Annotated in this window: 17 protein-coding genes; all 17 read left to right on the top strand. The window is 51.5% G+C overall.

Features of this window, described 5'->3' with window-relative positions; genetic code table 11:
- Position 1 precedes the first annotated feature (1 nt).
- The 17 genes from QQJ87_RS08120 (at position 2) to QQJ87_RS08040 (ending at position 21,922) form a co-directional block, all read left to right on the top strand.
- The gene (locus QQJ87_RS08120; protein ID WP_284281120.1) at positions 2 to 3,769 is read left to right on the top strand and encodes a DUF2460 domain-containing protein; all 3,768 of its coding nucleotides are present in this window, start codon (positions 2 to 4) and stop codon (positions 3,767 to 3,769) included.
- Positions 3,770 to 3,773: 4 nt separating this feature from the next.
- Positions 3,774 to 4,619 (top strand): DUF2163 domain-containing protein, encoded by an 846-nt coding sequence (locus tag QQJ87_RS08115; RefSeq protein ID WP_284281118.1) that lies wholly within the window; start codon positions 3,774 to 3,776, stop codon positions 4,617 to 4,619.
- An 8-nt stretch (positions 4,620 to 4,627) separates the two neighbouring features.
- Positions 4,628 to 5,056, top strand: coding sequence for an NlpC/P60 family protein (locus QQJ87_RS08110; protein WP_284281116.1), 429 nt, complete (start codon positions 4,628 to 4,630; stop codon positions 5,054 to 5,056).
- On the top strand, positions 5,056 to 7,665 hold the full coding sequence (locus QQJ87_RS08105) for a phage tail protein (RefSeq protein WP_284281114.1): 2,610 nt from the start codon (positions 5,056 to 5,058) through the stop codon (positions 7,663 to 7,665). The genes QQJ87_RS08110 and QQJ87_RS08105 overlap by 1 nt, the downstream gene beginning before the upstream one ends.
- A gap of 8 nt (positions 7,666 to 7,673) precedes the next feature.
- Positions 7,674 to 8,771 (top strand): hypothetical protein, encoded by a 1,098-nt coding sequence (locus QQJ87_RS08100; protein ID WP_284281112.1) that lies wholly within the window; start codon positions 7,674 to 7,676, stop codon positions 8,769 to 8,771.
- A gap of 99 nt (positions 8,772 to 8,870) precedes the next feature.
- Positions 8,871 to 9,239 carry a hypothetical protein gene (locus tag QQJ87_RS08095; protein WP_284281110.1) on the top strand — a complete coding sequence of 123 codons (369 nt, stop codon included), beginning with the start codon at positions 8,871 to 8,873 and terminating at the stop codon, positions 9,237 to 9,239.
- Positions 9,240 to 9,581: 342 nt separating this feature from the next.
- Complete coding sequence (locus QQJ87_RS08090) at positions 9,582 to 10,067, top strand: glycoside hydrolase family 24 protein (RefSeq protein ID WP_284281108.1); 486 nt, start codon at positions 9,582 to 9,584, stop codon at positions 10,065 to 10,067.
- Positions 10,064 to 10,546, top strand: a complete 483-nt coding sequence (locus tag QQJ87_RS08085) for a hypothetical protein (RefSeq protein WP_284281106.1) — start codon at positions 10,064 to 10,066, stop codon at positions 10,544 to 10,546. Before QQJ87_RS08090 ends, QQJ87_RS08085 begins: the two co-directional genes overlap by 4 nt.
- An 87-nt stretch (positions 10,547 to 10,633) precedes the next feature.
- Positions 10,634 to 11,389, top strand: coding sequence for a hypothetical protein (locus QQJ87_RS08080; RefSeq protein WP_284281105.1), 756 nt, complete (start codon positions 10,634 to 10,636; stop codon positions 11,387 to 11,389).
- A 583-nt stretch (positions 11,390 to 11,972) separates the two neighbouring features.
- A complete protein-coding gene (locus QQJ87_RS08075; RefSeq protein ID WP_284281103.1) occupies positions 11,973 to 13,058 on the top strand; it encodes a DUF3800 domain-containing protein in 1,086 nt (361 codons plus the stop codon).
- Between the two features lie 615 nt (positions 13,059 to 13,673).
- On the top strand, positions 13,674 to 14,348 hold the full coding sequence (locus tag QQJ87_RS08070; protein WP_284281101.1) for a hypothetical protein: 675 nt from the start codon (positions 13,674 to 13,676) through the stop codon (positions 14,346 to 14,348).
- A 458-nt stretch (positions 14,349 to 14,806) separates the two neighbouring features.
- Positions 14,807 to 16,012, top strand: coding sequence for an ABC transporter substrate-binding protein (locus QQJ87_RS08065; protein ID WP_284281100.1), 1,206 nt, complete (start codon positions 14,807 to 14,809; stop codon positions 16,010 to 16,012).
- 82 nt (positions 16,013 to 16,094) lie between these two features.
- On the top strand, positions 16,095 to 16,973 hold the full coding sequence (locus QQJ87_RS08060; protein WP_284281098.1) for a branched-chain amino acid ABC transporter permease: 879 nt from the start codon (positions 16,095 to 16,097) through the stop codon (positions 16,971 to 16,973).
- Between the two features lie 5 nt (positions 16,974 to 16,978).
- On the top strand, positions 16,979 to 18,901 hold the full coding sequence (locus QQJ87_RS08055; protein WP_284281097.1) for a branched-chain amino acid ABC transporter ATP-binding protein/permease: 1,923 nt from the start codon (positions 16,979 to 16,981) through the stop codon (positions 18,899 to 18,901).
- Positions 18,902 to 18,922: 21 nt separating this feature from the next.
- Entirely contained in the window at positions 18,923 to 19,645 is a 723-nt protein-coding gene (locus QQJ87_RS08050; RefSeq protein ID WP_284281096.1) for an ABC transporter ATP-binding protein, read from the top strand.
- A 233-nt stretch (positions 19,646 to 19,878) separates the two neighbouring features.
- A complete protein-coding gene (locus QQJ87_RS08045) occupies positions 19,879 to 20,319 on the top strand; it encodes a TadE/TadG family type IV pilus assembly protein (protein WP_284281095.1) in 441 nt (146 codons plus the stop codon).
- Positions 20,309 to 21,922: a Tad domain-containing protein gene (locus QQJ87_RS08040; RefSeq protein WP_284281094.1), complete on the top strand. Its 1,614-nt coding sequence runs from the start codon at positions 20,309 to 20,311 to the stop codon at positions 21,920 to 21,922. Before QQJ87_RS08045 ends, QQJ87_RS08040 begins: the two co-directional genes overlap by 11 nt.
- Positions 21,923 to 21,967: the final 45 nt, after the last annotated feature.

Here is a 21,967-nt window from a genome sequence, read left to right as displayed (position 1 = left end):
AATGGGAGTAGCTCCGAAGCCGGTCCCGCAGCTCTACCCGACACCAAGGGCCTCGGGTGGTTTGACCGACGCCTACACTGACATTCTGGGTGGTGAACCGCTGCAGTCGAACATGGCAGGCACCCAGACTGCCATCAATCACGGTGGCATCAGTGCCGTGGTGACTGTGGTCGCTGGTGGTCCAACTGGAAAGCAGGTGATCATTCCCGAATCTTGGTTCGGTGGGAATGTGACATGGGTGAGGGGATTGTTTGCGCTCAGCGTGGTGCCCAGGTATTCGGACTTTATGGCCGACTTTACCGGCCCCGATTTGACCAATTACGCTGATTTCGACCAGGCGGCGACCAACGACTTCAGCGGTGGTGTTTTGTCGACCACCATACCCGTATTGGCCAGCGTTGCCGTTGGCACCCAGTTGCAGGCTTATTACAGCTACAGGGACGGCACCCGATCCATCAAAGGCCAGGCGGTGGCGGGCTATCCCAGCCTTCACACTGATCCCTATCAGGGTACAGCCAACGATGGCGACAACTATCTGATGCACTCGCTGTATCACGCCTACCACACCAGCCTCGACGAGAAGTATCGTGATCTGGCGGACAGAATCGGTCTGGCCTTGCTGGATGCAGGTCGATTTGACAGCAACCATTTTGCCTTCAGCATTCCGTTCTCAGCGGCGGGTGGCCAAGTGGGTTTCTACAGCTACAACGCCCCGACCACGCCGTTTGCTGTCGACAATGACGCCTTTGGTCTGAACATCAAGACCACGGTGAATACCGGTGGTCCACCCTACAATTACGCCGGGTTTGGACTTTGGCCCACCATTCCGATTATTGACGGATTTCCATTCAGATCCCTGGACATTCGGATGATCGGAGACGGTAGCGGTCGCAAGCTGCCCGTTAACCTGAATATCGCTCCTGACAAAGGCGCAGATGGTGATTACTACTACCAGATGAACATGCTGCCTCAGGATAGCTACGCTTCGGTTCTTTACAGCATCAAGCCCGCTGATTTGTGGAAGTCAGACAATGTCGTCTACGACAGTGCTCACCAAGACTTCAGTTACGTGGGCACCTACGGCAGTGATGTCGCTACTTTGCAGGACTTTGCAGATGTGCCGCGAAAGCGAATGCTCAAGCGGTTCAATTACAACTTTGCTGGAAATGGCAGTGGTTATGCCGGCATGTACATGGGACCTGCCTCAGCATCCAGTGAAAGCTCAGATGGCCTGCATGTCAGTGTTTATTCTGCGCATGACGCCGTGGCAACCTTGACGGCCACAGACAGTGCTGATGTGGATCATGTCGTTTACCTGTTTTTGCGACAGGGATGGACCGATCTGGTGATTCCATGGGTGGGCAGCATACCGGCAACCCCGATTTCAACACTGCCAGAGTACCCTGAAATTCTGTACTACCCACAGGTCCAGAACCCAGATCTGGCAGGCCTGTATTTTGGAGCCGATCAGGTTGGCTTCAGTCAAACTGCATTCACTCATCCAATGAGCCAAATTGCATTTGATGCGGTCTACAAGATGTATTCAATCGAGTCGCCGCTGATTTTTGGACTGCGCAACAAGGGTGTTCCACTCAAAAATATTCCAGGCCTGTCCAGCGCCTTTTACATACCGGGGTCAGATGCCAACACAGTGGCTTTCGATGCGATGAGCTATGGGTCTGTGGTAACCATGGCGGATGTGACACCCAGTCTGTTCAACGGCCTGCAGATTTCGTTTCCAAGCAATGATCTGGGTACTGAGTACAACGTAACCTTCAACGCCATCGACTTTCAGATCGATGTTTTAGACGGGCCGGTCTCTGATCCAACGCGCTATCAGGGCATTCCGCGGTACACCTACAAATGGCAGGTTTCTAACGGTTTCGTGGGCTACGGCAGCTGGCGTGGGCCTTCCTCGCCTGGTTATTTGTGGGCCTCCGGGTGGCACTTTAGCGGAATCGTGAACCCCGACAATGGCCGCGCCATGAGTGCCATGATTCTGGATTTTCTTGAAGATGCGCAGAATGAGTACAAGGTCTGGTTTCCGGACAAACAGATCGGGCCCTTCTTGCCGAGGTATGGACGCACTTCTTGGGAGGCGTTGAACACGCCGGGGTACGTGAAAGGGGTCTTCCAGAGTGGAACGCTCAATACCTGGTACTACCCAGATTTTGACGACTGGTATGGCTACACATACCGGGCCTTGCTGTCTGTTGCCCAGTATTACTTCTACACCCGGTCGGCTCAGGCTAAGTCAATTCTGGACAACTGGATGGCCTGGCTGGACGTTTACATCATCGCTGACGGTGATTACTGGTGGCCACCTAGCGCGTTCAACAACGACGGAACTGTGGGTTACACCTACCACCCGGTCTACGCCTACACTTGCATTGCTTCGGCATGCATCCTGAAATATTGGGTCGATGGGGATCCTCTGGCGCAGAAGTGGTACCGAAGGTTGTTGGACGACATGTTTGCTCGGCAACGCCAGACAGCCACCGGGGGATTGGCGGGGATTTACCCAACTGCCGAGGGTAGCGGTTACACATTTGCCAACCTCGTGTTCACGGTCAATGCTGGAGCGACGGCCCCGGTTGCCACTGCTTTCATTGCCGGCGGCAAGATCACCCACTACGAAGTGACTGACCCCGGCAGTGGCATCACCAGTCTGACGTTCACGATCGATGGAGACGGCAGCGGTGCGGCAGGCAACGCCTATCTGAATGACGATCTGGTCGGCGCCTTCAGCGATTCTCATGCAGGCTGGGAGTTGTCCGAGATCTTCAACACCTACGCCATGGTGGTGCTTGGTGATCGACCTGGCGGCACTGTGAGCTACCCGATCACGCCCACTGCTGACGACATTGCGGCCTTTGAAGGGCTGATCGATTTTTACATTCGGACTTCACGAGACGCGCGGCCTAGCGCCTGCACAGCGCACTGGATGCCGTTGCATGAATGGCGGGTTGATCCCTATCACAACGGAGCAGGCATCGAAAACCCGATGATTTCGGACACGCATGCCAAGGGCGCGATGTGGACTGAGACGATTGGTCCTACGTTTTTCGCAGCAGTTGAGTATGCGCGGTACACCAGTGACTGGTCATGGGTTGATGCACTTTATTCGCTGGTCCTTGAGTTGACCGGAAACATTAGGAGCAAAGAATTGGCTGTATTTCCAACACTTGAGGGTTTGAGCTGGGAGGTGAAAACCACACCCACGTTCAACACCATCACACATCGCTCGATATCTGGCTATGAGGTCCGCGCCGCCTTGATGCAGTACCCGCTGTGGCAATTCTCGCTGTCCTACGAGTTTTTGCGCAACAACGCTGCTCATGAGGAGCTGAAAACCCTGCTCGGATTCTTCTTGGCCAGGCAGGGTAGTTTCAACGCCTTCCTGTATTCAAACCCCAATGACAACACCGTGACCGATCAACTGGTGGCCACTGGCGACGGCTCAACCAAGGATTTTCAGCTGATCAGATCCTACGGTGGTTTCATCGAGCCCGTGCAGAATCTGAACGGCTCTCCAGTCATCAAAGTGGATGGGGCGGCCATGGTAGAGGGCACTGATTACACAGTCAGCCCAACCGGCATGCTGTCACTCAGCACAGCGCCTGCCTCGACCAAACAGGTCACGTGGTCGGGTGCATTCTATTACAGGGTTCGATTCTTGGCAGATCAGGCCGAGTTCAACGAATTCATGAAGGATCTGTTTGAGCTCAAGCAGCTCGAGTTCGTGGGAAGCACGATGAACAAGGTGTAAACGCATGAAGACCGCTTCTGATTCACTGAAGGCCCTGCTGGCCAGCAATGAGTTTTTGTTTGCCGATCTGTACACGATCACTCTGATCAATGGATCTGTTTTGCGATACACGAATGCAGATGGTGCTTTGGTGTATGGCGGCAACACCTTTGCAAATCAGCGCATTGAGCGCACAAGCATTAAGTCCTCCATTGGCGTGAACGTGGACACAATGACCGTGACGATTCGGGCTGGCCTGGGTGATTTGATCAATTCGGTGTCATTTCCACAATTTGCCACGCAGGGTGGCTTTGACGGTGCACTCGTTCAGCTGGATCGAGCGTTCATGTCCAGCTTTGGCAACACCAACGCAGGAGTGGTGAATCTGTTTTTTGGAAGGGTCTCTGAAGTTCAGCCCAGCCGAACCTCAATTGATCTGACGGTCAGTAGCATGACTGAATTGCTGAACATCTCCATGCCGCGAAATCTGGTGTCGCCGGGCTGCATTCACAATCTGTACGACAGTGGTTGCGGGCTTGATCAGGAATCGTTCGCTCTTTCCCGAAGCGTGACTGCAATCAGCAGCCCCACAGAATTCGCAATCAGCGGTTCTGACGCTGATGGTCTATTTGATGCGGGAAAGATCATCGTAACTTCTGGCCTGAACGATGGTGTGGTGCGCAGCGTCAAGACGTTTTCTTCGAGCACTTTGAGCCTTGCACAGCCCCTGCCTTTCGAACTGGCAGTGGGCGATACCCTGAAGGCTTATTTTGGCTGCGATAAATCAAAGGCAACCTGCTCAGCCAAGTTCAACAACATCATCCATTTTCGGGGTTTCCCGTTTGTCCCCGTTCCCACAGCTTCGATGTAGGAATGTTCATGAAAGAAGAAATGCAAAACGCAGTCATTGCGGAGGCCATGACATGGCTGGGCACGCCTTGGCATCACAGGGCCCGGGTCAAAGGGGCTGGCGTGGACTGCGCACAGTTCTTGATTGCGGTCTACAGCGCTGTCGGCTTAATCGATGAGTTTGATTCAGGTGATTACCCGAAGGACTGGCACCTGCATCAAGACGAACCCCGATTCAAAAACTGGTTGCTCAGATTTGCCGATCCTGTGGACAAACCTCAAATGGGCGACGTAGTCATGTTCAGGTTTGGGCGACATGAGTCGCATGCTGCCATTGCTGTCGATTTTCCAACCATTGTTCACGCCTGGATCGACGAGAAGATGGTCGTCCTCTCCGATGCAAGCCTGCGCCCACTCAAAGATCGGGTGGCTGGATTTTACCGATTGAAGGGACGCTGATGTCTGGACTGCTTTTCAAAACGGCCAAGCCTGTCGCTTCAACGCCTTCTCAGGTCAATGGCCTGCAGATTCAAAAGACCGGCTATGGAAACTGCATTCCGCTGGTGTACGGTACCGGGCAGGTATCGGGTAATTTGATGTACTACAACGACTGGACCGCGATTGCGCATTCTTCATCACAGAGTGTGGGAAAGGGCGGCGGTACCAGTGTGAGCAACACGACCTACACTTACACGGCCACGGTCGGCTTTTTGCTGGCTGAAGGTCCAATCAATGGGATCAGTAAAATCTGGCGAAACAATCAGAAGCTCACCAGTCCGTCCCAATTTGGTCTGACCATATTCCCGGGCACATACCCGCAGTCGCCATGGGGATACCTGTCGGCAAATCATCCGGATGAGGCCATTGGTTACCAGGGGGTGGCTTATGCTGCTGCAGCCGGGTACGACTTGGGCAGTGGCAGCCTTGGCAATCACCTGTTTGAAGTTCAAGGCATCTTGTGGAATGCCAGCAACCCCGATTGCAACCCCAAAGATGTCATCGTGGATTTCCTGACCAACGAGAACTACGGGGCCGGATTTCCCGCCGCAAACTTGGGTGATTACACGGACCTTGGTTCTTACTGTGATGGCAATTCGACATACATCAGCCCAAGCATGCAGAGCCAATCGCCGGCGCATGAGCGACTGACTGAGTGGGCCACAGTGGGCAACGCTGGGATTGTCTGGAGTGAAAAGAAGCTCAAAATCATCCCATTCGATAAGACTCAGACGGTCGTTTACAACCTGACCGACGATGATTTTCAGGCTGACTCTGGCGAAGATCCGATCAAAGTGACCCGCAAGCGGCAGGCTGATGCCTACAACTGCGTCAAGGTTGAATTTCTGAATCGTGACAACGATTACACCCAAGAGGTGGCCGAGGCCAAGGACATGGCCAGCATTGAGCAGTTCGGTCTGCGTGAAATGCCCACGGTCAGCTTGCATTCAATCTGTCTGCCTGACGTGGCTCGATTTGTCGCGCAAGGCATACTCCAGCGTCAGCTCTACATTCGCAACACTTACGAATTCAAGTTGAGTTGGAAATACTGCCTGCTGGAACCCATGGATCTGGTGACAATCACTGATGCTGCGCTGGGTTTGAATCAGGCGCCAGTGCGCATCACCGAGATCGATGAGTCTGAAGACGGTCTTCTGAGCATCACGGCCGAGGAGTACAACGCGGCCTACAGCAACCCGGCCGCTTACCTGCAACCACCAAGCAGCGGTTACAACCCCGACTGGAGCGTGATCCCAACTGCTTACTCGAGCCCGACGATCTTTCTGGCACCCAGTGCAGCTACGACTTCAGGGTTTGAAATTTGGATGGCGGTGGCCAACCTCGATGCAAACTATGGTGGGTCGCAGGTCTGGATGAGCTATGACGACAGCACCTACTTCCAGATCGGTAAGATCTCGGGTAATAGCAGGGTTGGCGTGACTTCCGCCGATTTGGTTGCTGGGTCAGATCCGGACACAGTTCACTCCCTGGCAGTTGACCTAAGCTCCAGCAAATCGACCCTTGAGAGCGTGAATCAGACGGAAGTCGACACGCTTGGGACGCTATGTCTGGTCGGTGGCGAGTTCCTGGCATTTCGGGATGCAACTCTGACTGGCGCCAGTGCGTATGATCTGAATTACTTGCGTCGTGGGGTCTACGGCAGCGCTCAAGGGTCTTCTGCTGGCGCACGCTTCGTGAAGTGCGATGATTCGATCTTTAAGTACGCCTACAACCCCGCTCTGACCGGCAAGACGGTCTACTTCAAGTTTCCTGCCTACAACAAGTTCGGTTCGGGCTTGCAGGATCTGTCCACGGTGCCGGCCTTCACATTTGCCATCTCTGGCCAGCTCAGTTTGCCAGCACAACCATCGGGGTTTTCTGTCAGCCAGAGCGAGGCTACAACCCAGTTCAGCTGGTTGGCTTCGACCACTGCTGGCGTGACTTACGAGATCCGGTTTGTGCCGCTGGGTGCCGAGGCCAACTGGCGAGATGGGATCGTGCTGGCGAGCAGCGTGGCTTACACCTCGTTCAATACCACCGGCATGGTGCCGGGCGATTGGACCTTCATGCTCTCGGCGCGCGACAGCGGTGGCAATTACTCCAACCCAGTGATTGCAAACTTTACCGTTGCTGACACCCTGGCCGTGCAGCAGAGCAGGGCGCAAGCACCCGAGTGGCAGGGCACTCTCACGAATCTGGTGAAACACTGGACCGGAAAGGTTCTGGTAAAGAGTCAAAACCTGGCCAGCGCAGACGATTTCGACACCTTTGATGTGATGGTGCCGAACCCTTATGCAACTGCTGAGTTTGAGGGTCAAGAGTTTGATCTCGGCTCAAGCCAGGCTGTCCGTGCTTGGGCCGCCATGGCGGGAACTTTGCCAGATTCTGGGGTGGGTGCAGTCTCGCCTCAGTTCTGGATCAGCACCTCTGATGACGGTCTGACCTATTCGCCTTTCACACAGTGGGGCAATGGAATGCTGACAGCCAGGTTCATCAAGCCGAAATTGATTCTTGCCTCAACGGCAGGCACACCCGCCATTTCCAAATTCACGCCAACAATTGACCAGTAGAGGGATAGATGACTGTTGCAACCTTCAATCAGAATGACTTCACCCTGCAGGATGCGGCCACCTACAAGGCCGCACTGGACGGGAATATTGCCGTGTTGGCCAAGTTGGCTGCGTCGTTTGCGCCTCATGAACAGCCCACCCCGAATTTGACCGTTGCGGTGGATGGAGGATTGAAATTTCTGAGTGGCGCACTCTCGCTGGTTGCCGCCCAAAGCACCTCGGCCATTACCGCACCCGCATCAAATCCCAGAATTGATCGGGTGGTGATTGATCGTACTTCTGGCGCAGTCTCCGTTGTGACGGGTACGGAGGCGGTAAGTCCAACGGCCCCAGCGATCCCCGCAGGTAAGTTGCCAATCTGCCAGGTACTGTTGCAGACCACCAGCACATCGATCACCAACAGCATGATCACAGACGAAAGGGTGGTGACTCACCTGGTAACTGAATCCAGCAACAGTGTCCAGACTCTGGCGAAGTCGGCAGTGCCTTTGTCTTTCGTGGCAGTGGACACAGCCTTTACAGGTGTCACATACAGCAACGGCGGCGGCAAAGTTCAATTCAGCAGCTCCGGAGTGCATGGGCTTACCACCTCGCCTGCCGTCGGCGCTTCGGTCTACGTGACATGGTCTGGGGGCACCGGCCTCGATGGCTTTTACAAGGTGTTGTCAGTTGATTCCACCAATGATTTGACGGTCGACTTCGCGTATTCAGCCGGGCTCGGCACGCCAGTTGTAACACCGGCGGGTGATTACGTGACCATGGCTTCGATACTGGTGCCCTCTGGCACGCTGGGCCCGTCAGGTTGCTTGGATTGCCACACCTTTTTCGATGGAACCAGCAGTGGCAACGACAAAACCACCAAGTTCATCATCGGAAGTGAATACATCGATTCGAACGCTTTCAATTCGGGTAGTCAGCCGTATGACTGGTTTCTGGTCAATCGTGGAAGCCTCACAGAGCAGCTTTACACGCTGAAAGACACTTACATTTCGGGTGGGAAAGCCGTGGATTTCTCAACAGATCAGAGCATCTACCTTGAGGCCTCAGCCTCGGTTCCCAACGAAGTCATTACCCTTGAGGGCTATGTGATCAGAGCGGAATACTGACAACAAGAGATTGAAAGCAGGTGCCAAAACCTGCGGCATGCCCCGGCAACTTGTCGGGGCATTTTTTTGGGGCTGTAGCAATGAGAAGAAGGGGAAAAAATGCAAGAGCCAGCGACAAGCGCATCTGCGGCAGCGGCCGTGTCGATCACAGGCGGTTTGATCGCTCTGTTTGGACCGGTCATTGGCGTGTGGATGGCCGTGATTCTGTCGGCCACGGTCGGCGCGACTTGGACCATCGGGCGAGTGCACACGGATTCCAAGCGAACAGCTCTCTTGATTCTCTGCAGGCTGGTCATGACCGCAATCATTCTGACTGGCGGGCTGTCCTGGTTGGTATTTGAAAAATTGGGGGTGGCGCAGGACTTCGCCTTGCCAATCATCGCGTTCTGCATTGGCGCGCTGGGAGACAAGTTTGAGGCTCTGAAAGATGCCGCCATTGATCGATTGAAGTCTTTCATAGGTGGGTAAACGGTATGGGCGAAGGTACAAACTGGATGTTCTTGGTGGCTTATTTCTTGGGCTCTGCAGCGACCTTCTGGACAGCGTTCTGTCGGCTCGCGATGACTACGCACGCCACGCTGGTTAGGGTTCGGCTTTTGCTTTGGTCAATCAGCGCATTCGCGCTAGTCAGCATCGGCACGACTGTCATCTTTGGCTATCTTCCCGGGTGGTTTCATCTCGCGCTGATTCTCACCATCCTCGCCTTTCAGATCAGGACCGCCAGGCTTTGGTTCTATGGCGTCCCTCACTTTTACCGCAAATCGGCTGCCAAGAATCGGGCAGACCGCTGTTTCCTTTTGAGGTGAAACCATGGCATTTATTTCAGTAGAGCGGGCGGGTGGCAAAAACGTCCTCGCCTTTCTCGACATGATCGCATTCAGTGAGATTGGTCCGCAAATTCTGGCTGCCAGTGATGACGGTTACAACGTGCTGGTAGGCAGTACCCCAAGCCACATCATGACTTTCAAGTCCTATGCCGACCACCCGAATATCGATAACCGGGCAATGAACAGTGATGCGGCCGGCCGATACCAGATCATGCATCGGTGGTGGCCACACTACAAGGCATTACTGCGACTCCCTGACTTTGGCCCACTTTCGCAGGACCTTTACGCCATCAGACAGTTTGAGGAGCAAAGGGCGATGCCCCACATCTTGGCTGGAGAGTTTGAGAAGGCCGTGGCCTGCTGCAGGAACATTTGGGCCAGCTTGCCGGGTGCAGGGTATGGCCAACACGAAAACAGGCTCGAACGTCTGGCAAATGCCTTCACTCAAGCTGGCGGGGTGATTGCATGAATTCGACAGGAATCAAAATCTTTGCCGCTTTGACTTTGTGTGCAGCATTGTTGGGGCTTGGTTTCTGGGTGGGGCAGGGCATGGCTCAACGACAAGCTCTCAAGGACAAAAACGCCGCCTTGAGTGCCCAAAAAGAAGCGATCCTGGCTGATCAAAAAACCTACGAGGAAAACATTCGTCAGCAAATGCAGGCATTTGCCGCGTCAATCAATCAACTGAATGAAGAGAGGGATGCCATCAATGAAAAATACCAAAAGTCACTTGCTGCTGATCGCGCTGGCACTGGCGGGTTGCGCCTCCCAGCCTCAGTATGTTCAAACTCAGTGCCCGCCGTTGATGAAACCACCAGCCGAGCTGACAAAACCTCTGCCCGAACCATTGCACTTCCAGAACGAGTTACAGAGGATCTTCGACGACTCGCTCGTGAAGCCGACGAGGTGATGGCCCAATGCCGGGCCATTCAAAGCTTCAGCAAATAACCCCTCCATGGGCGGCTCCGTTAGTTGCAAAAGGCATAGCCATGGTTTAAAACCATGTCTTTGTCTATTTTTGCGGGGGCATTTTAAATGGGGAAAGGCGACATTAAGTTAAGCCGGTTTATTGTGTTTTTGGGCTGGCCAAAAGATCTAATAATTTTTGGTGTTGCCTTTGGCTTTGGGCTTTATTTTACCCAGTTCCATGGCCCTTTATCTGACAACCCAGGCGATTGGGCAAACTTTGGTTCCTATATTGGCGGCATCACGGCACCCATTGTTGGCGCGCTGACTGTTTACATTTTGCTTATAACGGTTGACCTACAGCACTTTATCCATAAAAATCAGCAAGAATGGAATGAACAAGTCCTCAAAAAGCAACAGGAATATGAATTCCAAATTGAAATGGAGAAGCGCCTTTTCCGCGTGCTAGATAGGCTATTGGAATTGGTTAAGCTTGCTGGTCAAAACGGCCCGGCAAGCGCTTTTAATGAATTGCAGTTTATCCACTTGCTTAGCGAAAGCCCAAGCAGCCCGAACTTGCTTGATATTCAAGTTATTAAAGTTGTGGAAAGGTACAACAGAATTTTACCTGAGCTTGTGCCCCTTTGGTCGGGGGTCTATTTTTTCCTGGATCAATTGAGCACCCATGAAAGCGAAAATGTGAAAAAAGCAGGTTTTCTATTGGAAAAACAAGTCAGTTTTTATGTTACCAAGGGCATGGCTCAAGCGCTTGACCATTTGCATTGGCAATGCGCTGAGACCGAGGAAAGCTATTACCGCTTTTACCAAATGCTAAATACAACGAAAAGGCCAGTACGAGATGTCAGCCAAAGCAACGGGCAATAGCCTATGGGGGGTTGGCCAGCAAGCGGCTACTTTTTGCTGAGGCTACCTTAAGCAGTTTTCCTTCCAGGCTGCGGGCTCCGCTTTGGGAGGGGCAACTAAAGTCGCAGGGCAGTCACCGCAACAGCTAACGCAGTGGGAAGCTCAGAAAAGACTGCGGATGAAGTTTAGCGGATTTTGTTTGGTGGCATACCCGAGCAGATGCTAATGCTGAAAAAAGGCGATCAGGACTTTGCCCAGCGGATGCAGGAACTGGGATTCAAAAACGTCACCCACTCTTGAAAACATTGCGGCAAACGATCGGGCAAATGCACGGGATATGCAAAAAACGGTTCGATCCAAAATTCCTGCTGTCCTATCCGTGCTGGTAACACTTGGATTTTTTGGGCTGTTGATTGGTATGATGACTGGATATCTGCACGTCAGTGACAGTCAAGCATTGCTCTTAATGCTTGGTAGTTTGTCCACTGGCTGGGGTGCCGTTATGGCTTATTGGTTTGGTACAACTCATGATAGTGGTCGAAAAACTGAGTTGTTAGCGCCAATCAAAAGCTTAGCTAAATAAATGATTTTTCTGGAAAATATTATGGTTAATATCAAAAAACTTCCTTTTAGGGATGATCCAAAGTTAATTGATGAAGATTTATTAGATAAAACGGCCATTTGTCCGGTTTGTAAAACCCATACTAAAATACCATGGCTTGAGAAACTTGACTATCCGTTAAAATCAAAACTAATTGAGGGTACTGATACTTATTTGGTTCAAAAAGATTTTCCTATTATTTGTGGAAACTCTGATTGTAATATAAAATACTTTGTCAATGTTCCCGTTCTTCCAGTTGAAAATATATGGGGTTTATATGGTGATGATGCTGGTCGTTTAATTAATGACTTACCGAAAAAATACAATGGTAGATCTGTCAGTTTTCAATGTATTACAATGGTAGCGTGCCATATTGATAAACAAAATGAATTAAAAGAAAATATTTTAAATCTAAAAAAAGAAATTCGTCCAAATGTTGATCCTAATTCTTGGAATCATCATTTTTATGATATATGGGGAAGTAATGTCAAAGAGAAAAAATATTCTTTTGAAAATTTGCAAGAAAAAATAAACTATGCTAATAAATTTTCAAAAATTATAAGGGACGCTCGACCAAGTTTAGTAACACTCAACTTTTCAAATGCTGTCTATTTACCAAAAAATTCTATTGAAAAAAAATCACTTATAAAATATCAAAAAGAAATATTATTTTCAGAATCAATCATGGGTTCTTTGTCTGTTTTTCGTAATCAAAATAAGTCTGTAATTTGGACTTTTGACAATACTCAGGATACAAGCAATACAAATAAAACTGAGGGCTGGGCGCTTGAAAGATTTCTTGGTCTGCAGTATACAAGGTTATTTTCATGGATCGCTGCTGGTTCCCCATTAAAAGAACCAATGTTTGTTAAGCCCGGGTCCCACTTTTTGTTAGAAGTAGCTGATTTTATAAGTTTTTGGATTGCTAGGGAATTTTTTAAATCGATTAAAGAGGAAAAAATCGAGGTTCCTTCAAGTCTTTTTGGACATGCATATTATCAATGCACTTTATCAAATGGCGATGTCGAAAGTGTTTGGAGTTATGGTCTTCCTATGGAAAAAATGTACAAATTAAAAGTTTATTCATAGATAACGATTTAAAAGCTTTTTGATATTAAATTTTGCACAGCCATTCTTGTAGAACAACATATCCCCCAGAAAGTCGCTCCATCCCCCGCAGAACTATGCCGTCTGCGGTCACGTGTACCAATTCAGGATCAAATAAGGTGGCTGCAACGCTGGGCATGTCTTGGTGGCCGACTCTGATTTCCAGAACTTTGTAGGATGGTCTGTGGGAGTTCTCAAGCTTGTATTGCATCACCAGGTCACCTTTGATGACCGGAATTTGGGATCTCTCGCGGGCGTCAAGTCGCCGGCCGCGTGAGCGAAGTAGAGTAACAACTGCTTCCATTGTGCTGTGTTTTTAAACAGTAAAACGGAATTGTTTCAGAGTTGAGCTTTTTTCGCAAACAGTGTGTTTAGCTTGCGAGGAGGTTGCCAGGGGAAGGGGCGCTTGAGCATCAAGGTTTGGGAATCAACCGTGTTGCCTGGGCAGCACTCTTGTTTCCCGTCTCGCGATCGAGCAGACTTTGAGTGTTCAATTGAACTCAGGAGTTCCCCGGCTTGGTCTAAGTCTCAATCTGGCTGAACGAAGCAACCTCACTCGTTTGATAGTATGGCTTTTTCGGCTACAGAAGACACAGCATGCTTCATTCAATTTCTCAAGAGCGCAAATATCAACTGATTGGTTACGTCGTCGTTGCCGTGTTTGTAGCCCCGATCTTTCTCTATTTCGTGATGTTTCATGGGCAGCTGTCCAGCAGTAGTGGTGACTGGTCCGCTTTTGGTTCATATTTCGGCGGTATCTATTCTGTTTTGATCTCTAGTTTCGCTGCTGTAGTCTTGTACCGCCAGTTGCGGATGCAAATGGATTTTCAGAAGCATCAGTTCGACAGAGGTCAAATTGAGAGGGTGGAGGACCGTACGGAGAGGATTTTGCAACGCATGCTATCTGTTACAAAGGAAAACGATGTGCTTGGTGGTGGGCGACGCAACGGACAAAATTTAAACAATGCCGTGCGACTCATATCTCCAAAGATTGGTGAAGGTTCGGATTCTCAAAAGCAAGCCGAAAGCATTGAGTTTGTCTTTGGTAAGTACCATGATTTGCTGGATCTTTGGTTGGCATTTTACCGGCAGCTTACGGGGCTAGATGGAGTGAAAGAAACGGCCTATGAGCAAGCAAAGATCGGTCTGTTGGATCAGGCCCACAGCTTCTTGGGGTTTCAAACCTGCCGGGCTCTAGACATCGTGATAAAGAACAGAAGGGAAGCTGAGCAACCAGGTGGGAAATTTTTCTTTTTCACCGACAAATGGTGAGTGAAATTCGAGTGACTTTTAAGTGACTTAGGGTGCAAAACAGCGCAAATTGGGTAGTAAGCGCTGTTTAAAAGTTAAATAAAATCAATCACTTAAATTTAAGCTTTTGGCTACGAACCAAGGGGTCGTGGGTTCGAATCCTGCCAGCCGCACCAAATGCTCAGCGATTTTCTAATTGAAAATTCTCTGAATCAAAAGCGGATCAAGTGATTATCACTTGATCCGCTTTTTTATTATCTTTTCTTAATATCTCCGCGGTGCTCCGTTCTGGCCTTTTTATTCGGGTTTTCCTTGATCTGGCGCGGGTTTCAAGCCTGTTTTCAAGGGAGGGATTACCCTATTAAAGGGTTTGTACGGATCAAATTGTGCTGCGCTCTGAGCTATCGTCACATCACAAATTGTGGATGTGCAATTTGTCAATAAGAACTTTATAACCATGACTTGTTGGAGCTCAAAATATGCAATTCCGAATGAAACACCTGGTCGCTGCTTTCTCGCTGGCAGTCGCTGCAACGTCTTCTTACGCTGCTGACCCAATCAAAATTGGCGTGTCTGGTCCCTTCACTGGTGGATCTTCATCCATGGGCGTGAGTATGCGTGATGGCGTTCGCCTTGCTGCGAAAGAGATCAACGCCCACGGTGGAATTATGGGCCGTCCAATCCAGCTGGTAGAGCGAGACGACGAAGCCAAAAACGAGCGCGGTGTACAAATTGCGCAAGAACTGATCGACAAGGAAAAGGTAGTTGCAACCGTTGGTTTTATCAACACCGGTGTTGCACTGGCCGCCCAGCGTTTCTACGAAGAAGCCAAAATTCCGGTCATGAACAACGTGGCCACTGGCACGATCGTCACCAAGCAGTTCCCAGACAAGCCCGAAAACTACATCTTCCGCAACTCAGCGGCTGACAACATTCAGTCACCCATGATCGTTGAAGAAGCAGTTGGTCGTCGCGGCTTCAAGAAAGTCGCCATTCTGGCCGACTCCACCAACTATGGTCAGTTGGGTCGTCAGGATCTGGAAAAAGCCCTGGCAGCCAAAGGCATCAAGCCTGTTGCTGAAGAGAAGTTCAACATCAAGGACGTGGACATGACCGCGCAGCTGTTGAAGGCCAAGCAGGCTGGCGCCGAAGCCATTCTGACCTACGGTATCGGTCCTGAACTGGCGCAAATCGCCAACGGCATGGCCAAGTTGGGCTGGAAAGTGCCAATGATCGGCAGCTGGACATTGTCCATGGCCAACTACATTGACAACGCTGGCCCCAACGGTGACGGCGCTGTCATGCCACAGACTTTCATTCAGGATTCAAACAACACGCCCAAGCGCAAAGCTTTCGTGACAGCTTATCTGAAGGAATTCAAGCCAAAGGATGGCCGTATCGACTCACCCGTGTCTGCTGCTCAAGCTTATGACTCTGTGTACCTGTTGAAAGCCGCCATCGAGCAGGCCAAGTCAACCGAAGGCCCAAAGATTCGTGAAGCCCTGGAAGACCTGAAGACGCCTGTTGAAGGTGTTGTGATGACCTACAACCACCCCTACACCAAAGACGATCACGAAGCGATCACTGCCAACGTGCCTGTGATGGGTGAAGTCAAGGGTGGCCGTGTGGTATTTGCCAACCCAGCTGACAAAACCCGTCCTGTAGCGAACGGTAAAAAGTCCTGATTGATGCCAACTGAAAGGGCGACTCTCACAAGGGGTCGCCCTTTTCTTTGCGACAAAATGCAAACAGATTCAAAGGTTTAATATGGAAATTCTTCTGCAACTCATCTACAGCGGCATCGCGCTCGGGATGATTTATGCCGTGATTGCATTCGGCTACCAGCTGACATTTGCAACGTCTGGCACCTTGAACTTTGGTCAGGGTGAAGCCCTGATGTTGGGTGCCTTGGTGGGTTTGACCCTTGTGGATACGCTCGGCATGAATTACTGGGTCATGCTTCCCATTGTGTGCGTATTTGGCATGCTGCAAGGTGGTTTGGTTGAAATGATTGGTGTAAGGCCCGCGATCAAAATCAAGTCTGAATTCGGCTGGATTATGTCCACCATTGCGCTGGGTATCATCTTCAAGAACACCGCAGAAAACATTTGGGGACGCGACGATTTGCGTTTTCCATCTCCACTGCCCGAAGCACCCATCAAACTGTTTGGTGGCAACGTGCTTCCCATGGAAATCCTGGTGGTTTTCGGGGCAATTGCCATGATGTTGGCTGTTGAGTTTTTCAACAGAAAAACCATTTATGGCAAGGCTGTAGTGGCCACCTCGAACGACCGTGATGCCGCGTCATTGATGGGCATCAACACGGGTATCGTCATCTCATTTTCCTATGCACTTTCCTCCATGACAGCCGCTCTGGCGGGTGTGATGGTTGCTCCATTGACGCTGACTGGCGCCACCATGGGTGCGGTATTGGGTCTGAAGGCATTTGCCGTGGCCATTATTGGCGGCTTGAACAGCGGCTTGGGCGTCGTAGTCGGTGGCGTGATTCTCGGCATTGCTGAAACCACGACCGGCTTTTACATCTCAACCGGTTACAAAGACGTGCCCGGACTGGTTCTGCTCTTGCTGGTACTCGCCGTCAAGCCCGCAGGTCTGTTTGGCAAAATGGCCATCAAGAAGGTGTAACCCACATGAAACCTATTAATCTACTTGCAATTGTTTTGGGGTTCGCGGCGATCGCCATTTTCCCGATCATCGTACCGAATCCGTACTACATTCACCTCGTTGAAACCATCATGATTTACGCCATCCTGCTGTTTGGGTTGGACATCGTGGTGGGCTACACCGGGCAGGTGTCACTGGGGCATGCTGGTCTGTTTGGCGTGGGCGCCTACACTGCGGGTGTGTTGTTCCTGCACTTCCATGCGCCCATTTATGTCACAGTACCCGTGGCTATTCTGGTGACAGCGGCGTTCGGCGCAATTCTGGCCCTACCAGCCCTGCGTGTAACAGGCCCTTATCTGGCCATGGTGACGCTGGCGTTTGGTACCATCATTCAGATTCTCATCAACGAGATGGACTGGTTGACACAAGGCCCCATGGGTCTGCGCGTGCCCAAGCCCCACCTGGAAGGTGTGGCCATGAGTGACGAGCACTATTACTGGCTGGTGGCTGTGTTGATGGCCGTGGCCATGTTGGTGGTGCACCGCATTCTGAAAAGTCACCTGGGCCGCGCCTTTGAAGCCCTGCGCGACAGCCCGGTAGCTTCAGACTGTATGGGCGTGTCTGTTTACAAATACAAAGTGTTTGCGTTTGTGATCAGTGCCGGTTTTGCGGGTCTGTCTGGCTCTTTGTACTCTTACTCCGAGCAGTACATTTCCCCGAACACCTACAACTTTGAACTGACCATTCTGTTCTTGCTGGCCATCATCATGGGCGGCCGAAAAACTCGCCTTGGTGCAGTTCTGGGCGCAGCCATTATCGTGATGTTGCCCAAGTTGCTGGATGACATTGCAACATTCCGTCTGGTCGCGCTGGCCTTGGCTGCAATCGTTGCAGTGGGTGCCATCGTTGCGGTGTCCCGCAAGATCGCTCATCCCAAGCAACTCGCCATCCCTGTGCTGGGCACGATTGGTTTGGCTGTGTTTGCTTACAGTCTGAAGAACATCACCGACTGGCGTTTGACCATTTTTGGCTTGATGATTCTTTTGGTGGTTTACTACCTGCAAGACGGTATCGTCGGCTTCGTGAAAAAGTGTCGCGATTTGTTGCGTGGTGAGCGCAGCATGGCACCCGCACCGGCCGTGGATGGCAGAGACGCCATTTCTGCAGCAGCCCAAGGCGGCCCGGACCAGATTCTGTTGGCCAAAGACCTGTTGATGCAGTTTGGTGGTGTGAAGGCTTTGAACCAGGTAGACCTGACGGTCAAGCGTGGCACCATTCACGGTTTGATCGGCCCGAACGGCTCCGGCAAGTCCACCATGATGAACGTGCTGACGGGTATTTACGTGCCCACAGCTGGCAGCATCAAGTTCGTGGAAGAGATGATTCAGGGCAAGTCTTCCGCACACATTGCGCTGGGTGGCATTGCGCGTACATTCCAGAACGTGCAGCTGTTCGGTGAAATGACCGCACTTGAAAACGTACTGGTTGGTTTGCACCACACCTTCAACAGCACCTTGCCTGAGGTTGCTTTGCGTTTGCCTCGCGCCAAGCGGGAAGAGCAGGAAGCCACAGCTCGCGCCATGAACCTGCTGAACTTCGTTGGGTTGGCCGATTTGGCGATGGAAGAAGCGCGTAACTTGCCATACGGCAAGCAGCGTCTGCTTGAAATTGCCCGTGCTTTGGCCCTTGACCCACGCCTGTTGTTGCTCGATGAGCCTGCTGCCGGACTGACTGCCCCTGACATCAAGGAGCTGGTTGCGATCATCAACAAGGTTCGCGATCACGGCATCACACTGATTCTGATCGAGCACCACATGGACATGGTGATGGCCATTTGCGACACCGTGACTGTGCTTGATTTTGGCCAGAAGATTGCAGAGGGCACGCCCGCTGAAGTGCAGGCCGACGAGAAAGTGGTTGAGGCTTACCTGGGCGGCGAAGCCGCTTAAAGGACACAGAGGAATCTAATTATGCTGTCTATTCGGAATCTTGAAGCAGGGTACGGGCAGGTGAAGGTGTTGCACAACATCTCCATCGACGTGCCCCAGGGCAAGGTCATTACACTGATCGGCTCAAACGGTGCGGGCAAGACCACCACCATGCGTGCGGTCAGTGGCATGATCAAGCCGACCAGCGGTGAAATCACGCTGGGTGGCAAGCGCATCGACTCGCTGCCATCGTACAAAATTGCCAAACTGGGTCTTGCTCACTCACCCGAAGGTCGCCGAGTGTTTGCCACCATGAGTGTGGAAGACAACCTGACCCTGGGCGCATTTCCCAGGTTTACGGGCAGTCGCACCAAGGGTGACATCAAAGGCGATCTTGAGAAGGCCATGGAACTGTTTCCACGTCTGAAAGAGCGCCGCACTCAGCAGGCCGGCACATTGTCGGGTGGTGAGCAACAAATGCTGGCCATGGCCCGTGCCATCATGCTGAACCCTGAGGTGGTGTTGCTGGATGAACCATCCATGGGCTTGGCACCGATTCTGGTTGAAGAGGTGTTCAACATCATTTCCCGTTTGAAAAGCCAGGGTGTGACCATGCTGCTTGTGGAGCAGTTTGCTGCTGCTGCCTTAAACGTCGCAGACTATGGTTATGTGCTCGAAAATGGTCGAATTTCCTTGCATGGCCCTGCGGAACAATTGCGTACAGACCCAGCCGTGAAAGCGGCCTACCTGGGCGGCGGACACTAATCCAACGTCTGACAGACACCTTCGTTTCTGTCTTTCAAGCCGAAGTTACTTAAGTAACTTCGGTTTTTTTTTTGCACAAATTTGGGCAAATTCGATTAATTGCACTAAAAATATATTGTTATTCAAGCGAATAAAAAAACATTCCTGTCGCAAAGTGTCAGTAAAATGCGAACAAAACATCCCTCGATCGGGTTTCCCTATTTTGGTGGGGGTGTTCAATTAAAAAGGCACACATGAGACAACCACAGCCACACTTGCGCCAAAAAGGCGTGCTGTTGATCGAATTGGCGCTGACGCTGCCAATCATCCTATTGCTCATCTTTGCGATTGTGCAGTACGCAGTGGTATTGGGGGCCATGATCGTGATGAACAACACGGTCAGCGAGGCTGCAAGGCAGGCCACGGTTTATCGCAGTGGTGCCAGTGTGGCCGATTACGAACAGGTGGCACGCGATGCGTTAAGTACTTTATTGCCCACCTACATTGGCTCCTTCAAAACGATCGTACAAGCCGACGTTCAACCCACCGCCTGTGGCGACTCAACCTGTTTGAAGCTCACGCTGAGTTATCCAGATTACTCGGGTAATCCGCTTTTGGGCAACGCCATGTTTCTGCCCCTGCCCACCAGTTTGTCTGCGCAGGCAACCACACGGGTAGAACCAGATGGCTCCTAAACAATTTCGCCAAAGGGGCGTCTACTCCATCTTGACCGTGTTTATCGTGGGCGTTGCAGTGGCGGCCCTTGGTGTACTTAGTGTTGGTCAATTGGCCTGGCAGAAGGCCCAGGTTCAGTCATTGGCCGACTTGGTGGCTTTAACGGCTGCGCGGCAATTGGCTGACGGACCAACCTTCACTGAGGCCAATCAAATTGCGGTGGACAATGGCAAGCTGGAATCCGATCAGATGTCGATTCAGTGTGTGATCAACAATGTGGCTTACCAGGATTCTGCCAGTTGTGCGCAGGCCATTACCAGCCGCGTAACCTTGACCCGCACCGTCAGTCCATTGTTGTCTTTTTTCGGTGTGCATGACATCACTGCCACGGCAGAGGCAACCACTGCACCCACCGTGGTTGGTGCGGTTGGCTCGGGCATTCTCAGCCTGGACACCAATCAATCCGCCTTGCTCAATGGCCTGTTGAGCAGTCTTGGTGGTGGTAGTGTCAATCTGGGTGTTGCACAATACGGCACCTTGCTTGGCAGCTCAGTCACAGTCAACTTGCTGAAACTTGCCACCCAGCTTGGCGTGGCCTCAGTCGACCAGTTGCTTGATTTGCATGTGTCTGCTTTGACGCTGTTGCAGGACGCTTTGGTGGTGGGCAATGCGTCGGCCGCAGACAATTTGGCCATCACCGGGGTTCTGAGTGCCTTAAGCGGGCCTTTGAATGCGGTGAATCTCAAGGTGGGCGATCTGCTTGCGGTCGATTTATCTGGGCGATCTGACACGGTTTTAAATGTCGGTCTGGGTAATCTTGCGCAAGTGGCGCTGCTGAAATCGGTGCAAAGCCACAGCTACACAGTGCCCATTTCGGTTGGTGTTCTGAATCTTAGCGTCACGGCCAATATTTTGCAGGCTCCACAAATTTTTGTGGGTCGCAAATCGCCTTATAAAAATCCTATCGTTTCTGCGAATACGGCTCAAATTGCCCTGGATGTTCGAATCAAGCAACCGTTGAATATTTCAATTCCGCTTGTGTCGATCAGCGCACTGGACATGGGATTGCAATTGAAGGTGGGTGGAGGTGTGGTCGATATCAACGATTTGACCTGTCGATACCCTCGTGCAAATGACAACCTGAAGATGACTGTCGTGCCGCCGCTGGTGGATGTGTGTATTGCAGACTCCAACAGCAATTTGACTTCAACAACAGCAGGTTTGGTGTGCGGCAGTGAACCCGCAGAGATTTTGTCGGCCAACATTGCGGGATTCAACACCGAGATCGGTTTGCTGGCCTCCACAAGCTTGAGAGGCAGTTCGCAATCCTATTCCGTTGATGGCGAGGCACCCTTTTCGAAGTCTTTGAGTTTAAGTATGTCTGACACACTGGGACATGCTTTGGGCAATACCAACTTGCAACTGTCCATCTCGCCCAATCTGCCGCTCGTCGGTGCTTTGGTCAACACCTTGTTAAGTGCGCTCAGCCCGGTGTTGAGTCCTGTCTTGTCGACTGTGGGTGGTATTTTGGACACGCTTCTGAATGTGCTGGGCGTCAACATCAATCAGGTCACGGTGAATGTGGACTCGGTGGATTGCAAAAGTGTCGTGTTGACCAAATAAAACAGACAATCGCCCGATTTGACAGATTGTCCCGTGTTTGATGTC

Source organism: Limnobacter litoralis, from assembly GCF_030160455.1.
GTDB classification, from domain to species: domain Bacteria; phylum Pseudomonadota; class Gammaproteobacteria; order Burkholderiales; family Burkholderiaceae_B; genus Limnobacter; species Limnobacter litoralis.
This window is presented reverse-complemented; position numbering and strand designations above follow the sequence as displayed.

Bases quoted from the DNA above. Each gene is read 5' to 3' on its own strand.
- QQJ87_RS08090 (WP_284281108.1), top strand. From the start codon at position 9,582: ATGGCATTTATTTCAGTAGAGCGGGCGGGTGGCAAAAACGTCCTCGCC.
- QQJ87_RS08115 (WP_284281118.1), top strand. From the start codon at position 3,774: ATGAAGACCGCTTCTGATTCACTGAAGGCCCTGCTGGCCAGCAATGAG.
- QQJ87_RS08085 (WP_284281106.1), top strand. From the start codon at position 10,064: ATGAATTCGACAGGAATCAAAATCTTTGCCGCTTTGACTTTGTGTGCA.
- QQJ87_RS08050 (WP_284281096.1), top strand. From the start codon at position 18,923: ATGCTGTCTATTCGGAATCTTGAAGCAGGGTACGGGCAGGTGAAGGTG.
- QQJ87_RS08070 (WP_284281101.1), top strand. From the start codon at position 13,674: ATGCTTCATTCAATTTCTCAAGAGCGCAAATATCAACTGATTGGTTAC.
- QQJ87_RS08045 (WP_284281095.1), top strand. From the start codon at position 19,879: ATGAGACAACCACAGCCACACTTGCGCCAAAAAGGCGTGCTGTTGATC.
- QQJ87_RS08080 (WP_284281105.1), top strand. From the start codon at position 10,634: ATGGGGAAAGGCGACATTAAGTTAAGCCGGTTTATTGTGTTTTTGGGC.
- QQJ87_RS08100 (WP_284281112.1), top strand. From the start codon at position 7,674: ATGACTGTTGCAACCTTCAATCAGAATGACTTCACCCTGCAGGATGCG.
- QQJ87_RS08055 (WP_284281097.1), top strand. From the start codon at position 16,979: ATGAAACCTATTAATCTACTTGCAATTGTTTTGGGGTTCGCGGCGATC.
- QQJ87_RS08110 (WP_284281116.1), top strand. From the start codon at position 4,628: ATGAAAGAAGAAATGCAAAACGCAGTCATTGCGGAGGCCATGACATGG.
- QQJ87_RS08105 (WP_284281114.1), top strand. From the start codon at position 5,056: ATGTCTGGACTGCTTTTCAAAACGGCCAAGCCTGTCGCTTCAACGCCT.
- QQJ87_RS08120 (WP_284281120.1), top strand. From the start codon at position 2: ATGGGAGTAGCTCCGAAGCCGGTCCCGCAGCTCTACCCGACACCAAGG.
- QQJ87_RS08075 (WP_284281103.1), top strand. From the start codon at position 11,973: ATGGTTAATATCAAAAAACTTCCTTTTAGGGATGATCCAAAGTTAATT.
- QQJ87_RS08040 (WP_284281094.1), top strand. From the start codon at position 20,309: ATGGCTCCTAAACAATTTCGCCAAAGGGGCGTCTACTCCATCTTGACC.
- QQJ87_RS08060 (WP_284281098.1), top strand. From the start codon at position 16,095: ATGGAAATTCTTCTGCAACTCATCTACAGCGGCATCGCGCTCGGGATG.
- QQJ87_RS08065 (WP_284281100.1), top strand. From the start codon at position 14,807: ATGCAATTCCGAATGAAACACCTGGTCGCTGCTTTCTCGCTGGCAGTC.
- QQJ87_RS08095 (WP_284281110.1), top strand. From the start codon at position 8,871: ATGCAAGAGCCAGCGACAAGCGCATCTGCGGCAGCGGCCGTGTCGATC.